Source organism: Hymenobacter arizonensis, assembly GCF_900115775.1.
Classification (GTDB): Bacteria; Bacteroidota; Bacteroidia; order Cytophagales; family Hymenobacteraceae; genus Hymenobacter; species Hymenobacter arizonensis.
In genome coordinates this window covers 904,569-919,121 of record NZ_FOXS01000002.1, presented here as the reverse complement: position 1 = coordinate 919,121, position 14,553 = coordinate 904,569, and the positions used below count along the sequence as shown (strand labels likewise).

The window sequence follows — 14,553 nt, the reverse complement described above, 5'->3', positions numbered from 1 at the left end:
TTCTCTGCTGGCAGCAGGCCAGAACTAGTTGCCCTGCGGAATATCCAAGCTTGCTTCGCCGCGACTTTTCGGATAAAATACCGAAGCGCTATCTGCAACACCGGGGCCATTGGAACAAAGTAATTTGCTTATATAGCGCCCAGAACTTAAGTTCGAATTCTTCAATTTAGTATCTTTGTAGGGCGAAGCATGCAGATTGCCTTAAATGGCGCTAAAACGAAGTAAATTGATATAAACTCGTTTTTGGGCCAAGCTACCCAGATTCTTTATTTATAATTTTAATTATATTTCTTCTTGCCCATGGCGCATTTGTACCGATTCTTTCGTCCGCTGCATCTGGCTGTGGTCGCAATTTTATTATTTGTTGCCGGGCCCCGTGCGCAGGCGCAAGGCCAGCTCGCACCCGCCTCTCCCTCCCTGGCCGACACCCTACGGGCCATGCCCGGCGTCGACCTAGCCGACGTGTTTGTTGCTCCGGCAGCCGTCGACACCAAGGAGTGGCTTTTGCTGAACCAGGACATTCAGCTGGAGCTGGGCGGCGCGGTTCAGAACCTCTACAACTTCAAGTTCGACCAGGCCGAAAAGCAGTTCCGCTCGTTGCGCCGCCGCTACCCGCAGCACCCCATGGCTTATTTCCTGCTGGGGCTTAATACGTGGTGGAAAATCATGCCCAGCAACACCTATAATAAGCAGTACGACAAGCTCTTCTTTGCTTACATGGACACGGCCATCACCAAAGCCGAAACCATGTACCAAGCCGATTCCCGCAACTACGAAGCCGCGTTCTTCCTCTCGGCCGCCTACGGTTTCGACGCCCGCCTGAACGCCGAGCGCCGCAACTGGGCCAAAGCCACCGTCAGCAGCAAACGCTCGCTCACTTACCTCCAGAAAAGCCGGGAGGCCAACGGCCTGAGCCCCGAGTTTGTGTTCGGCGAAGGCCTGTTCAACTACTACGCCGTCTGGATTGCTGAAGAATACCCCTTGCTGCGCCCGGTGCTGCTGTTCTTTCCGCGGGGCAACCGAGCCACCGGCCTGGCCCAGCTCGAGAATGTGGCCGCCAATGGCTTCTACACAGCCACCGAAGCGCGGTATTTCCGCATGCGCATCATGGGCAGCGCCACTGAGAACAACCCCGCCGCTGCGCTGGAAACGGCCCGGGGCCTGACCAAGGACTACCCCAACAACAGTTGCTTTCAGCGGGCGCACGCCCAAAACAGCTTTGCCCAAGGCGAGCTTACCGAATGCGAACGCATCAGCCGCGATATTCTGGCCAAAGTGAACGCGGGCATGCCCGGCTACGAGGGCTTCAGCGGACGCATCGCATCCTACTACCTCGGCTATGTAGAGCAGTACAAGCACCGCAACCCCGCCGCTGCCCAGGACTACTACCGCCGCTGCGTGGTGTTCTGCGAATCGGTGGGCCAGGTGAAGGGCGGCTTCTACCTGTTCTCAATAGTGAACCTCGGCCGCATTGCTGCCACTTCCAAAAACGAAGAAGAGGCGCGGCGCTACTACCAGCTGGTGCTCGAGAAGTCTGAGCGCAAGTCGGACATCCACAAAGAGGCCCGGGCGTACCTGAAAAAAAGCACGCCGGCCGTTACGAGCATCACCAACTTGGCCATGGGCAACTAAGCGGCCCCAACCAAGCGCCCACAAAAAGGCCTCCTCCCATCCTCAACAGAGGCAAGGACGAGGCCTTTTTGCGTGCGGGCTTGCTACCCTTCCATCACCCGGCTTTGGTGGTTGATGGACTCTAGGTGCACGGCTGCCAGGTATTGCTCCACAAACTCGGGCGTGAGGCCGACGGACTGGCCCTGGCGCAGGGCGCGCTCCAGCACCTCATTCCAGCGGCTGGTTTGGAGGATGGTGATGTCATTTTCCTTCTTGTACTGCCCGATTTTCTCGGCCACGGCCATGCGGCGGCCTAGTAGCTGCATAATCTCGGCGTCGAGGTGGTTGATTTGCTCACGGAAGCTGGCCAGGGCAGTCAGGAACTCGCGCTTGTCGGTGCTTTCGTGGCGCCACACCAGGCCTTCGATGAGGTCGTGTAGGACTTCGGGCGTGATTTGCTGCTTGGCATCGCTCCAGGCCGCGTCGGGGTTTTGGTGCGACTCAATCATGTTGCCGTCGAAACCCAGGTTGAGGGCTTGCTGGGCCACGCCGAACAGCGTGTCGCGCCGCCCGCAGATGTGGCTGGGGTCGCAGAGCAGCGGCATTTCGGGCATGCGGCGCTTCATTTCGATGGGCAGGTGCCACATGGGCGCGTTGCGGAAGTCGGTGTTGCCGTAGCTCGAAAAGCCCCGGTGAATGAGGCCCACGTGCGTCAGGCCAGCTTTTTGGAGGCGCTCCACGGCGCCCACCCACAGCTCCAGCTCGGGGTGAATGGGGTTCTTGACCAGCACCGGCACGTCGACGCCGCGCAGGGCGTTGGCAATTTCCTGCACCGAAAACGGGTTGCCGGTGGTGCGGGCACCCACCCACAAAATGTCGATACCGAAAGCCAGGCAGTCTTCCACATGCTTGGCCGTGGCTACTTCCACGGCCGTGGGCAGGCCGGTAAGCTCGCTGGCTTTTTTCAGCCAAGGCAGGCCTTTGGTGCCCACGCCTTCGAACATGCCGGGCTTGGTGCGGGGCTTCCAAATGCCGGCGCGCAGGGCCTGCACCTTCCCGGTAGCAGCCAGACGCTGGCAGGTATCAAGCACCTGCTCTTCGGTTTCGGCCGAGCACGGGCCGGAGATAAGGAAAGGCTTGTCGTCGGGCTGGCGGTTGAACAGCGCGGATTTCATTGTGGGTACCATATGGGTTGGGCTGATTGATTTTGGAGTTGGGAGAGGAATTAACTCCCCTCCTTTTTTAAGGAGGGGACGCTGGCGCGAAGCGCCGGCTGGGGTGGTGAAGTCGTTGAACGATGGGCAAACGACGGCTGAACATCGCAGCAACCATCGTTCGGCCATCGTTCAACGAGTTCAACCACCCCCGTCCGAGCCTGCGGCTCGAACATCCCCTCCTTAAAAAAGGAGGGGAGTTTGATGTTTAGGGAAGGATTTTTCGGATGTGGTTGGCTTGCTGAATTTGCTCGGTGAGGCCGGTATAGTCTTCTTTAGCGAGGAGGTCGCGCAGGTGCTGCAGCTGGTGCAGATGTTCGTCGAGCACGTCGAGCACATTCAAGCGGTTTTGGCGGAAGATGGGCACCCATGTGGCGGGCGAGCTTTTGGCCAGGCGCACCGTGGATTCGAAACCGCCGCTGGCCAGGTCGAAGATGCGCTGCTCTTCTTTCTCTTTTTCCAGCACGGTGAGGGCCAGGGCAAACGAGGTGATGTGCGAGATGTGCGACACGTAGGCGGTGTGCAAATCGTGGTCGGCGCCGTCGAGGTAGAGCAGGCGCATAGGCAACGCATGGAACAGCTGCTCCACTATGTGCAGGGCGTCGGCATCGCTGCGGTCGGCGTCGCAGAGCACCACCGTTTTGCCTTCGAACAAGCCCGCAATGGCCGCATCGGGGCCTGAGTGCTCGGTGCCGGCCATGGGGTGCACGGCCACAAAACGGCCCCGGTTGGGGTGCTGGGCCACGGCGGCCAGCAGCGCCTGCTTGGTCGAGCCCACGTCGATAACAACTTGGTGCGCCGCGACGGCGTCGAGCACGGGCGGCAGCACGGTTACCATGGCGTCCATGGGCACGGCTACCACAATCAAATCAGCCTGGCTTACGGCCGCAGCCAAGTCAGTTTCGATTTCGTCGACCAGTGCTAATTCCAATGCCCGCTGCGCATGCGCGGCGCTCTGCTCGACCCCCACTATGCGCTGGGCCAGGCCGTGTTGGCGCAGGCTGAGGGCAAGAGAGCCGCCAATGAGACCGAGGCCAATGATGGTGACGTTCATGATGAGGCAACTATTTTTTTTATTAATTTGGCTGTCATCCTTAATCTGGTGTCCGCTTGCGAAGGACCTTATCACGCCTGCTCCGGTTATGACCACTGCGAGTTGTTCTTGGGTGATAAGGTCCTTCGCAAGCTCAGGATGACAATTGGAGCCCTTCTTTCACGCGGGCTAGTGCCTCGCGCAACACGGCTTCCGGCTGACATAGGCTGACCCGGATGTAGCCAAGCCCGTTGCTGCCGAAGATGCCGCCCGGCGTGAGAAACACCCGCGAATCGGCCAGCACGGCATCACTCAGGGCATACCCATCGGCAAAGCCCGCGGGCACAGCGGCCCAGATGAACAGGCCGACCTGGCCTGGCCCGGGCTCGCAGCCCACGGCGCGCAGCAGCTCAACCACTAGCTCGCGGCGGGCGCGGTAGGTGGCGTTTAACTCTTCAAACCACTCAACTCCTAAGTTCAGCGCGGCCACAGCGGCTTGCTGCACCCCCAGGAACATGCCGGAGTCCATGTTGCTTTTGAAGCGCAGAACCTCGGCCACCAAATCGGCGCGGCCTACCAGCATGCCCACGCGCCAGCCGGCCAGGTTGTGCGACTTGCTGAGGGAATTCAGCTCCAGGGCTACTTCGCGGGCGCCGGGCACAGCCAGCAGGCTGAGGGGCGGTGTCTCGTTCAGAATGAAGCCGTAGGGATTATCGTGCACCAGCAAGATTTCGTGCTGGCGGGCAAACGCCACAAGGCGGGTGAGAAAAGGCAAATCGGCGGCCGTGCCAGTGGGCATGTGCGGGTAGTTTACCAACATGAGCTTCACGCGGGAGAGGTCGGTTTGGGCCAGGACTTCCAGGTCGGGCAGCCAGCCGGTGGCGGCGTGCAGGTCGTACTCGCGTACGTCGGCCCCGCAGATTTCGGCCACGGCGCGGTAGGTAGGGTAGCCGGGGTTGGGAATGAGCACGGCGTCGCCGGCTTCGAGGAACGTCATGGCCACATGCATGAGGCCTTCTTTGGAGCCCAGCAGCGGCAGAATTTCCGCGTTGGGGTCCAGGGCTACGCCGTAGTGTCGCTGGTAGAACTCGGCCATGGCCCCGCGCAGAGCGGGCGTGCCCTGGTAGCCCTGGTATCCGTGGGCGGTAGGCAGTGCGGCGGTGGCGCTAAGGGCCGCCGTGACGCTGGGGTGCGGCGGCAAATCGGGGCTGCCGATGCCCAGGTTGATGATATTGGCCCCAGCGGCGTTGAGCGCGGCCAGTTCGCGCAGCTTGCGCGAGAAGTAGTATTCGCCGGTGTGAGCCAGGCGGCTGGCGGTGGATACTTGCATGTGGCTAGACGTTGAGAAGCGTGGGCTGGGCGTGGCGTGGCGCCGGGGGTTCGGCCATGGCAGCGGCCATGTTGCCGCGCTGGTAGGTGCCCAGCACCCGCAGCGCTTCGGTGAAGGGCACAAGCTCGATGAGGAGGGCCGCAAACTGCGTGGGCTCGTCGAATTCCACGTCGGCGTGGAAGCCGTAGTGCCAGGGCTGGCCGACGCGCGGGCACGACTGCAGCTTGCTCAGGTTCAGGCCGTGCTCGGCAATGCGGGTGAGCACCCGGGCCAAGCTGCCGGGCTGGTGCGTGGTGTGGAAGTAGAGCGAAGCCTTGTTGACGGGCGCCACGGGCGCCGCGGTGCTGGTGCTCTCCAGCACCAGGAAGCGCGTGTAGTTGTGCGGGTCGTCGTGAATGGCGGGCACCAGCACGCGCAGTCCGAACTGCTCGGCGGCCTGGCGGCCAGCTACCACGGCCACCCCGGGCGTCTGGTTTTCGGCCAGCAGCTGAGCGCTACGGCCAGTGTCGTCGGTTTCGACCAGCTGCCAGTGCGGGTAGCGCGACAGGAAATCGTTGCACTGGCGCAGGGCCATGGGGTGCGAGTGCACAGCCTTGATATCGGCAAGCGTGGAGCCCGGCAGCACCAACAGGTGCTGGTGAATGGGCAGGTACACCTCGCCGGTAATGCGTACGCTGGACCGCTCCAGCAGCAGGTAGTTGGGCAGGATGCTGCCGGCCAGGGAGTTCTCCACGGCCATAAGCCCCGCCTCGGCCGTGCCGTTGACTACGTGGGCCACTACGGAGGCGAAAGTGGCGCAGGGCGCCAGCGTCGGCGCGGCCCCGAAGTACTGCCGGGCAGCTACTTCGTGAAAACTTCCCTGGAACCCTTGAATGGCAACTTGTTGAGGCATCATGACGATGTAATGGTCGGTGGTTGGTAGCGGCTAATTTGTGTGGAGCCGCCTTTGTTTAAACTGGACAATAAAAAAGGGCCTCCGTTGTGCGGGGCCCTTGGCTTGTTGGCGGAAAGTGTGGTGGTTAACACGAGCAACAGCGGGCCGGCTTCTTCAGAAAGAAGAAGTAGTAGCCGTAATAAAAAAAGTACTGTTGCGTGGGTACCATCAGAAAACTGGGCATTAAAAAAGCGCCTTCTCGGTGAACGAGCGGCGCTGGAAGTGTTTGTGTGGGTTAGCTACAAACGGCGGCTCGTTCTACGCGGTGGCGTAGAAGTAATAGTAGCCAAAAAAGTAGCGCGTCTGAAGCATGAGGTTTATGAATTGGATGGCAAGGTAAGCAAGAGTTTGGAAACTCATGTGTTTCCTTGCCATTTCAGTAAGGAAATATGCGAAAGGATGAAGAAAACAGAGCCGTTTGTCGTCTTCACCGCGCCGTTTGTAATGCTGAGCCTCTGAAGCATCTTCTCACGACACTACGACTCGTTCCACGGTGATAAGGTGCTTCGCAGGCTCAGCATGACAGGTGGCGCGAGCGAGATACTTGGCTACGCCGCCCCCGGTTCGCTCCGCTCTGCATGACATTCTTCGTACAGCTTCAGCCCACTGGCAGCATCAGCCATTAGCAGCCGCCATAACCTACTGCTTCGAAACCGGGTTTAAGCCTGCTATCTCTTGCATTTTCTTAAGCCTGTTTTTATGGTTACTTTATTTGAACCCCTCGCCCTACGCGGCGTCACGTTGAAAAACCGCATTGTTGTATCGCCCATGTGCCAGTATAGCAGCGTCGATGGCTTTGCTACCGACTGGCACCTGGTGCACCTGGGCAGCCGCGCCGTGGGCGGTGCCGGCCTCATTATTTCGGAAGCGGCGGCGGTGTCGCCAGAAGGCCGCATCAGCCCCGACGACCTCGGCATCTGGAAAGATGAGCACCTGCCCATGCTGCAGCGCATCAACGCATTTATTACGGACCAGGGCAGCGTGCCGGGCATTCAGCTGGCGCACGCCGGCCGCAAAGCCAGCACCTACAGCTCCTGGAGAGGCGAAGGCTACGTGCCCGAAAATGAAGGCGGCTGGGTGCCGGTGGGCCCAAGCGCCATTGAGTTTGCTCCTAACTACGGCGCGCCGCAAGCGCTCGACGCGGCCGGTATTCAGAAGGTGATTGCCGATTTTCGGGCGGCAGCGGCGCGGTCGCTGGCAGCCGGTTTCCAGGTAATTGAGCTGCACGCGGCGCATGGCTACCTGCTGCACGAGTTTCTTTCGCCGCTCAGCAACCACCGCACCGACGAGTACGGCGGCTCGTTTGAAAACCGCATCCGGCTGCTGCTGGAGGTGGTGGCCGCTACCCGCGAGGTGTGGCCCGAGGAACTGCCACTCATCGTGCGCATTTCCGTGACTGACTGGACCGAAGGCGGTTGGAACGGCGACGAATCGGTGCAGCTATCAGCCATGCTCAAAGTGCGCGGCGTGGACCTGATAGACTGCTCCACCGGCGGCAACGTGCCCAAGGCGCCCATTCCCGTGGGCCCCGGCTACCAGGTGCAGTTTGCCGAACGCATTAAGCAAGAAACCGGCATCCTGACCGGGGCCGTAGGCCTCATCACCACGCCCGCCGAGGCCGAGGCTATCCTGGCTAATGGGCAGGCCGATGTGGTGCTGCTGGCCCGAGAGTTTCTGCGCGAGCCATATTTCCCGCTGTTTGCGGCGCGTGAGTTGGGGGTAGAGATGTCCTGGCCGGTGCAGTATGAGCGGGCGAAGCCGCGGGAGGTTGCGCCTGCGGGACAACGGTAGGTTTTCTTTAACGGATTTAACGAAACTTTGGCCCGGCGGAACCTCACCCCCCGGCCCCTCTCCAAAAGAGAGGGGAGCCAGTTGAAGTGGTATTAAAACAGAAGGCCCCGTTGCTGTCCGCAACGGGGCCTTCTGTTGAATAAAGAGTGCTGTCCTTGTGCCGTGGCTCCCCTCTCTTTTGGAGAGGGGCCGGGGGTGAGGTTTTTCGTGTGAGGTCCCCCACCAAAGCCACCCAACACCACAAATACAGCAACTACCCAATCATCTGCCGGGCTACTTCCACCAACGTTTTGCCATGGTAAGTGGGCGGGCCCGCCAACGGGTACAGCTCCTGCCCGGGGCGGGCGATGAACCCAGTGAACAACCCCGCGGCCTGGGCGCCGGCAATGTCCCAGCCGTGAGCGGCAATGAGGGCAGCCTGCTCGGGCATCACGCCCAGGTGGCGCGCGACCTCGTGGTAAGTTGAGCGCTGGGGTTTGTAGCGGCGGAGGACATCGACGCTTAGCCCCTGCTCGAAATAGCCCATGATGCCCGCGTACTGTAGCTGTTGGTCGAGCACAAACTTGGTGGAGTTGGTGAAGGCTACCAGCCGGTAGCCGGCCTCGCGCAGCATTTCCAGTCCTTGCGCTACATCGGGGTGGGCGGGCAGCTGCGTCATCAGCGCCAAAATCTTCTGTTTCTGAACTGCCTTCAACGGCTTGGTTTCTAGCTTGGCGGCGGTCATGTCCAGGGCGGCGTTGGCGATGACGCCGAACTCGTGATAGCGTTCCGTCACGGTGTCGACCAGCAAATACTGCAGCAGCAATCCGAACCATTGGCGGAACGCCGACTTATCGCCGAAGGCGGTAACGACGGCTTTTTTGAGCTTGCTCATGTCGAGCAGGGTTTCGTTGACGTCAAAGAACAGAACTTTCAATTGGCCCGGTTGCGGGAAGCGGATGGCAGCAGTGGGAAGCATAGGCGCAGGGAAAAGATGAACCAACAGCGGTGTATAAAGCATACGCAAAACCTCTGGCTGGGGGCACCCGGCGTTACGCCAAAAACAGGCCGATGCCCGTCCGTAGCAAGGCTGCTTCGCCGCCCGGGCACTTTGCTCGTTAAAGGGAAAACCCAGCTGATAAACAGCGACTGTTTCACTCACACAACGCATCTGCATGATATTTCCACTATGGGCACAGGCCGGTTTCTGGGGCTTGGTATCCGGGTCGGCGCTGCTGGCGGGCGCCGCCATTGGCTACCTCCTGGATGTGCCCGCCCGGCTGATTGCAGCCATCATGGCCTTTGGCAGCGGGGTGCTTATTTCTACGCTTTCTTTTGAGTTGATGGAGGAAGCGTACGAAGGCGGCGGCTTCGGGGCGGCGGCGTACGGTTTTGTGGGCGGAGCAACAGTTTACACCCTGGCCAACTGGCTGCTGGCCCGGCACGGCGCCAAGCACCGCAAACGCTCCGGTCATCAGCAGCACGAGGAGCGGCAGGCCGTGAAGGCCGGGGATAAACCTGCCGCAGCTCCGGGCGACGACAACGGCATGGCCCTGGCCATCGGGGCCTTGCTCGACGGCATTCCCGAGAGCATTGTTATTGGCCTGAGCATGCTGGCTGGCGGGGCGGTGAGCCTGGTGGCGGTGGCAGCCATCTTCCTATCCAATTTGCCGGAGGGGCTGAGCAGCGCCGCGGGCATGAAAAAGGCGGGCCGCTCGTGGCAATACGTGTTTGGGCTGTGGGCCGGCATCACCCTGGTTTGCGGGGTGTCGTCGCTGCTGGGCTTTGTGGTGTTCAGTCACTTTTCGCCCCAGGTAATCGGGGCCACCACGGCCGTGGCCGCCGGGGCCGTGCTGGCCATGATAGCCGACACCATGATTCCGGAAGCGTTCGAGGTGGCCCACAATTTCACCGGCCTGATTACCGTGCTCGGCTTCCTGGCCGCCTTCATGCTCAGCAAGCTCGGCGGCTAGTCGGCTGCCACTACCCGCGCCGTTACCAGCAGCTGACCCATGTGGCGCTGGGTGTGCTCGGCGGCGTGCACCAGCAGGCCGATTACAGTGGAGGGAATCTGGGCCCGGCCCACGCCGCGCGGCTCGGTCAGGGTATTTTCTGGGGTGGCCCGCAGTTGGGCCAAAGCCGCATCAACCTGCAGGCTAAAGCGCTGCACCAGCTGGGTTACTGTATCAGCGTTAACCTGCAACGGTGGATTCTCGGCCCCTAAGGCGGCCAGCTGAGTTTCGCTCAATGCCCCGGCGCGGGCGTAGGTGCACAGCCGGTCGAGCACGCCGGACAGGTGCTGCAGGTGGAAACCTACGGAGGCCACGCCCGAGGGCCGCTTGTTGAGCAATTCTGAGGGGAAGTCGTGCATGGCGGCGGTGAGTTCTTCACGGGCCTGCAGCAAGGCATGGGCTATAGGTTGCAACAGCGCGGGCATATCGGGCAGGGGGCCGCGCAGCCACACTTCCAGGGTTTCGGGGTTAGTCATAAAGAAGAAAACGGGAAACTATGGCGGGGGTGTGAATGTACTATCTGCTTGAGATTTACATAAGGCGCCGTGCGGGCCTTACTTTTGTGATTATGTCAGGTATTAACGATGCGCTGCGCGCCGCTGCCGACCAGTTCGGCACCCCTCTTTACGTTTACAACTCCGCGACCATCACTGGTCAATACAGCAAGCTTAAAAAAGCTTTTTCGGGCCATAAAACCCGCATTTTTTACGCCTGCAAAGCGCTGAGCAATGTGAGCATTCTGCGCCACATTCACAGCCTGGGCGCGGGGCTCGACTGCGTGAGCATCAACGAGGTGCGGCTGGGTCTGCACGTGGGCTTTGCTCCCGACGACATCCTGTTTACGCCCAACAGCGTGACGTTTGAGGAATTGGTGGAAGCCAAGAACCTAGGCGTGAATCTCAACATCGATAATATCTCGCTGCTGGAGCGGTTCGGCGCCACGTTCGGCGGCTCGTACCCGGTGTGCGTGCGCCTGAACCCGCACATTGAAGCCGGTGGCAACTACAAGATTCAAACCGGCCACATCGACAGCAAGTTTGGCATCAGCATTCACCAGCTGCGCCACCTCGAGCGCGTGGTGAAGGGCACCGGCCTGCACGTGAAAGGCCTGCACATGCACACCGGCTCCGAAATTAAGGACGTGGGCGTGTTCATGCGGGCCCTGGAAATCCTCTTCGATGCGGCCGGCCGCTTCCCCGAGCTGGATTTTCTAGACCTGGGCTCGGGCTTCAAAGTGCCCTACAAGCCCGGCGACCCCGAAACCGATGTGAACGCGCTGGGCAAGCAGGTGGCCGAGGCCTTCAAGACCTTCGAGCAAGAATACGGCCGGCCACTGGAGTGCTGGTTTGAGCCCGGCAAGTACATGGTAAGCGAAAGCGGCTTCCTGCTGGTGAACGTGGCCGTGGTGAAGCAAACCACCGCCACGGTGTTTGCCGGCGTGAACTCGGGCTTCAACCACCTGATTCGGCCCATGTTCTACGACAGCTACCACCACATCAGCAACCTCACCAACCCCAAGGGTTCGGAGCGGCTGTACACGGTGGTGGGCAACATCTGCGAGACCGACACCTTCGCCTGGGACCGTCTGCTGCCGGAAATTCGTGAAAACGACTTGCTGGTGTTCCACAACGCCGGCGCCTACGGCTTCGAGATGAGCAGCAGCTTCAACTCGCGTACTAAGCCCGCCGAGGTGCTGCTGGACGAGGCCGGGGAGCTGCGGCTCATTCGCCGCCGCCAGACGTTTGAGGATTTGCTGGCCGGGCAGGTGGACGCGGAGGTTGTGGTGCAGGCTTAGAAGCAGGCCTACAATCGTCTGTCATGCTGAGCTTGCGAAGCACCTTATCAGGTTAGAACACATCGTTGAAACGTGATAAGGTGCTTCGCAAGCTCAGCATGACAGACGATTGGCAGATATTTTCTTAAAACGCAAACCCCGCCCGCACGGCAATGCGCTCGAACGTAATGCGCTCGGGCGCGGCAGTAGCGCGGGTGAGCGTGGTGCGCTGCGTGCGGTAGCCCAGGCTCACCAGGAAGCCGGTGTTGTTGTTGAACAGCACTTTCATGCCCACGCCGGCGGCCCACAGCGTGCCGCCTTCGTAGGTGACGGGTTCGGTGGGGTTGGTGTCGGTGCCGGTGATGTTGAAGCCGTAGCCGGCGTCGAGAAAGTAGAACGGCAGGATGGTGCCCTGGCGGGTAAAATCGCCGCGCAGGCTGGCAAATACCGGCACCAGGCTTTGGGTGGCGTAGAGGTCGGCGCCCACGCCCAGGCCAGTGAATACCCACTGGTTGAACTTGTAGCCGTTCACGATTTGGAAGGAGAAAGCGGAGGTATTGACGGCGCTGCTGGTGTTGCGGCCGGCCAGCGCGCCCAGCTCAGTGAAATGCCCGAAGCCGCGGGCCTTATAGGCCACGCCCAGCGTGCGGGGCGGCTGAGGCTGCTGGCGCAGGGAATCAATTTCGGCCTGGCGGAAGCTGAACTCGTTGCGGTCGGCCGTTTGCAGGCGCACGGGGTCGGCGGTGGGCGCGCTGAGCAGCTGGCCGCGCAGCACCCAACCGTTTTTCAGGTAGAGCACCTGCTCGGTGGCGCGCTGGGCGTGGGCCGTGCTAGCGAGAAGCAGCGCCGTGCCCATCAGCAGGCAAAAAAATCGATTCATAGCAATGGCAGCGAGGGTAGTTGGGGAACAGGTCCGGCGGCCAAAAGTACTAAGCTAATGGTCGAGCCAGGCTTTGAACTCGGCTACCCGCTCGCGGCTGATGATGACTTCGGTGCAGGGCATCGGCAGCATTTGCACCCGCAGGCGGCTGCCGGCGTAGGTGCGGATGTCTTTCACGGCGGCCAGGCTCACGATGTATTTGCGGTTGAGGCGGAAGAACTGGCGCGGGTCGAGCAGGGTTTCGAGCTGCTCGAGGGTGTAGTCGACGAGGAAGCGGCGCTGGTCGAGGCCGACGAGGTGCACGAACTTGCCATCGGCGCAGAAGTAGGCAATTTCGTCGGTGACTTTGAACTGCAGCCGGTCGTTGTTGCGGGCCAGAAACCGGGTTTTGTACGGCTTTTGTAATTGCTGAAACACGTCGGCCAGCTGGCGCAGGCTCATGTCGGGCGGGGGCGCGTACTCGGTGGTGAGCAGGCGCAGCTTTTCCAGGGCCCGGTGCAAGTCGGCGTAGGCAATGGGCTTGAGCAGGTAGTCGATGCTCGTGACCTGGAAGGCTTGGATGGCGTACTGGTCGTAAGCGGTGGTGAAGATGATGGGGCAGCGGATATCCACCTGCGGGAAAATATCAAAACACAGCCCGTCAGCCAATTGCACGTCGAGCAGCACCAGCCGGGGCGGCGGGTTGTGGGCGAACCACTGCACGGCGTCTTCCACCGAATCGAGGCGTTCGACCACCTGAATGTCTTCGTCGTAGCGGCTCAGCAGGTTTACAAGGCCATCGGCGGCTACAGCTTCGTCTTCAATCAGCACTACTTCCATCGGGCGCGTCAGGGGGTGAGGTGGAGCAATGGGAGCCGCACGGTGAAGCGGTGAGCGTCGCGCTCTACTTCTACCGGCTGCGGACTTATAAAACCGTAGCGGCGCTTTATGTTTTCGAGGCCCAGGTTGGTAGACGGCTCCACGGCCGGCTTGGGCTGCAGCGTGTTGCGCACCACCAGCTGCTCGTGGTCGGGGCTGGCAAACACTTCGATGAGCAGGGGGCGGTTGCGGGAGCTGATGTTGTGCTTGAGGGCATTTTCGAGCAGCATCTGCAGGGCGGCGGGCACGGTGTAGCGGCTGCGCAGGGAAGCCGGCACTGCAATTTCGATGCGCAGGCTGTCGCGGAACCGGGCCCGCAGCAAGTGGGCGTACGACTCCATGAACTCCAGCTCGGCGGCCACGGCCACCACTTCTTTTTCCTGGTTTTGCAGCACGTAGCGGTACACTTTGGAGAGCTGCTGCAGGAACTCCCCCGCCTTGTTCACGTCCTGAAAAAGCAGGGCCGAGAGCACGTTGAGGTTGTTGAACAGAAAGTGCGGATTGACCTGATTTTTGAGGGACTGAAACTGGGCCTGAACGCTGATTTTCTTGAGCTGCTCGGCTTCGACCTGGCTCAGGCGCAGCTCTTGCAGCAGGTAGTACGCCGCGTTGATGGTGTTCAAAAACAGGTTGATGCGAAAGCCCAGCGCCAGCATCAGCTTCATGCCCATGTGCAGCTGCGTGGGCGGCATGCCCAGGTAGCGGGCCAGCAGCAGCGCGGGCCCGCCCACCACCACCAGCGTGAGCGGCAGGCTGAGCAAAAACGCCAGCAGCAAGGGGTGCACCCGCGGCCCAATTATTCGCGAAACGTCCGCTACCGACTGGTGAATGAAGCGGTTGCCTTCCCACACCAGCACCACGCTCACCACGAACAGCGCGAGCACGTAGCTCTTCTCCACGGGCAGGTTGTAGAACGGCAGCACCTCCATCAGCAGCACGTTGACGAAGGTGTACCCGGCCAGGCCCAGCATGTAGACGTACCGCAACCGTATAGAGAAGAGCATGGGGTCTGATGGGGAAAAGTAGCGCTGGTGGCAGGGGCCCCACCCCTGCCGGGCGCGGGCAGTAAAAAGCCAACAGCCCCACCGGCTGCCCGCAGGTGGCCAGTGAGGCTGTGGAGGTAGAACACCAACCTCC

At 61.0% G+C, this 14,553-nt stretch carries 14 protein-coding genes; 5 read left to right on the top strand and 9 right to left on the bottom strand.

Features of this window, described 5'->3' with window-relative positions; genetic code table 11:
* The first annotated feature begins 300 nt into the window (after positions 1-300).
* Positions 301-1,632 (top strand): tol-pal system protein YbgF, encoded by a 1,332-nt coding sequence (locus BMZ66_RS10305; protein ID WP_092672082.1) that lies wholly within the window; start codon positions 301-303, stop codon positions 1,630-1,632.
* An 83-nt stretch (positions 1,633-1,715) separates the two neighbouring features.
* Here the strand turns inward: BMZ66_RS10305 and BMZ66_RS10300 are convergent, their stop codons facing one another.
* The 4 genes from BMZ66_RS10300 to BMZ66_RS10285 form a co-directional block, all read right to left on the bottom strand.
* The gene (locus BMZ66_RS10300; protein ID WP_092672078.1) at positions 1,716-2,786 is read right to left on the bottom strand and encodes a chorismate mutase; all 1,071 of its coding nucleotides are present in this window, start codon (positions 2,784-2,786) and stop codon (positions 1,716-1,718) included.
* 247 nt (positions 2,787-3,033) lie between these two features.
* Positions 3,034-3,879: a prephenate dehydrogenase gene (locus BMZ66_RS10295; RefSeq protein WP_092672075.1), complete on the bottom strand. Its 846-nt coding sequence runs from the start codon at positions 3,877-3,879 to the stop codon at positions 3,034-3,036.
* Between the two features lie 133 nt (positions 3,880-4,012).
* Positions 4,013-5,188, bottom strand: a complete 1,176-nt coding sequence (locus BMZ66_RS10290) for a pyridoxal phosphate-dependent aminotransferase (protein WP_092672072.1) — start codon at positions 5,186-5,188, stop codon at positions 4,013-4,015.
* Positions 5,189-5,192: 4 nt separating this feature from the next.
* Positions 5,193-6,083, bottom strand: coding sequence for a prephenate dehydratase (locus BMZ66_RS10285; RefSeq protein WP_214606977.1), 891 nt, complete (start codon positions 6,081-6,083; stop codon positions 5,193-5,195).
* Between the two features lie 51 nt (positions 6,084-6,134).
* Here BMZ66_RS10285 and BMZ66_RS25105 point away from each other — a divergent pair, with 51 nt between their 5' ends.
* Positions 6,135-6,581: a hypothetical protein gene (locus tag BMZ66_RS25105; RefSeq protein WP_143080143.1), complete on the top strand. Its 447-nt coding sequence runs from the start codon at positions 6,135-6,137 to the stop codon at positions 6,579-6,581.
* A gap of 240 nt (positions 6,582-6,821) precedes the next feature.
* Complete coding sequence (locus BMZ66_RS10280) at positions 6,822-7,913, top strand: NADH:flavin oxidoreductase/NADH oxidase (RefSeq protein WP_092672069.1); 1,092 nt, start codon at positions 6,822-6,824, stop codon at positions 7,911-7,913.
* 253 nt (positions 7,914-8,166) lie between these two features.
* Here the strand turns inward: BMZ66_RS10280 and BMZ66_RS10275 are convergent, their stop codons facing one another.
* Entirely contained in the window at positions 8,167-8,871 is a 705-nt protein-coding gene (locus tag BMZ66_RS10275; RefSeq protein ID WP_177204677.1) for a haloacid dehalogenase type II, read from the bottom strand.
* A gap of 196 nt (positions 8,872-9,067) precedes the next feature.
* On the opposite strand from BMZ66_RS10275, the gene BMZ66_RS10270 reads away from it, so the two are divergent.
* Positions 9,068-9,865, top strand: a complete 798-nt coding sequence (locus tag BMZ66_RS10270) for a ZIP family metal transporter (RefSeq protein ID WP_092672066.1) — start codon at positions 9,068-9,070, stop codon at positions 9,863-9,865.
* Here the strand turns inward: BMZ66_RS10270 and BMZ66_RS10265 are convergent.
* Positions 9,862-10,380, bottom strand: a complete 519-nt coding sequence (locus BMZ66_RS10265) for a DinB family protein (RefSeq protein WP_092672063.1) — start codon at positions 10,378-10,380, stop codon at positions 9,862-9,864. The genes BMZ66_RS10270 and BMZ66_RS10265 overlap by 4 nt on opposite strands.
* A 92-nt stretch (positions 10,381-10,472) precedes the next feature.
* Between BMZ66_RS10265 and lysA the strand changes: the two genes are divergently transcribed.
* On the top strand, positions 10,473-11,699 hold the full coding sequence (gene lysA / locus BMZ66_RS10260; protein WP_092672060.1) for a diaminopimelate decarboxylase: 1,227 nt from the start codon (positions 10,473-10,475) through the stop codon (positions 11,697-11,699).
* Positions 11,700-11,823: 124 nt separating this feature from the next.
* On the opposite strand, the gene BMZ66_RS10255 is transcribed toward lysA, so the two are convergent.
* From BMZ66_RS10255 to BMZ66_RS10245, 3 genes are read right to left on the bottom strand one after another with little or no spacing between them, the layout of a single operon-like run.
* The gene (locus BMZ66_RS10255) at positions 11,824-12,558 is read right to left on the bottom strand and encodes a hypothetical protein (RefSeq protein WP_234795055.1); all 735 of its coding nucleotides are present in this window, start codon (positions 12,556-12,558) and stop codon (positions 11,824-11,826) included.
* Positions 12,559-12,612: 54 nt separating this feature from the next.
* Positions 12,613-13,377, bottom strand: a complete 765-nt coding sequence (locus tag BMZ66_RS10250; RefSeq protein ID WP_092672054.1) for a LytR/AlgR family response regulator transcription factor — start codon at positions 13,375-13,377, stop codon at positions 12,613-12,615.
* Positions 13,378-13,385: 8 nt separating this feature from the next.
* Entirely contained in the window at positions 13,386-14,420 is a 1,035-nt protein-coding gene (locus BMZ66_RS10245; protein WP_092672051.1) for a sensor histidine kinase, read from the bottom strand.
* Positions 14,421-14,553 lie beyond the last annotated feature (133 nt).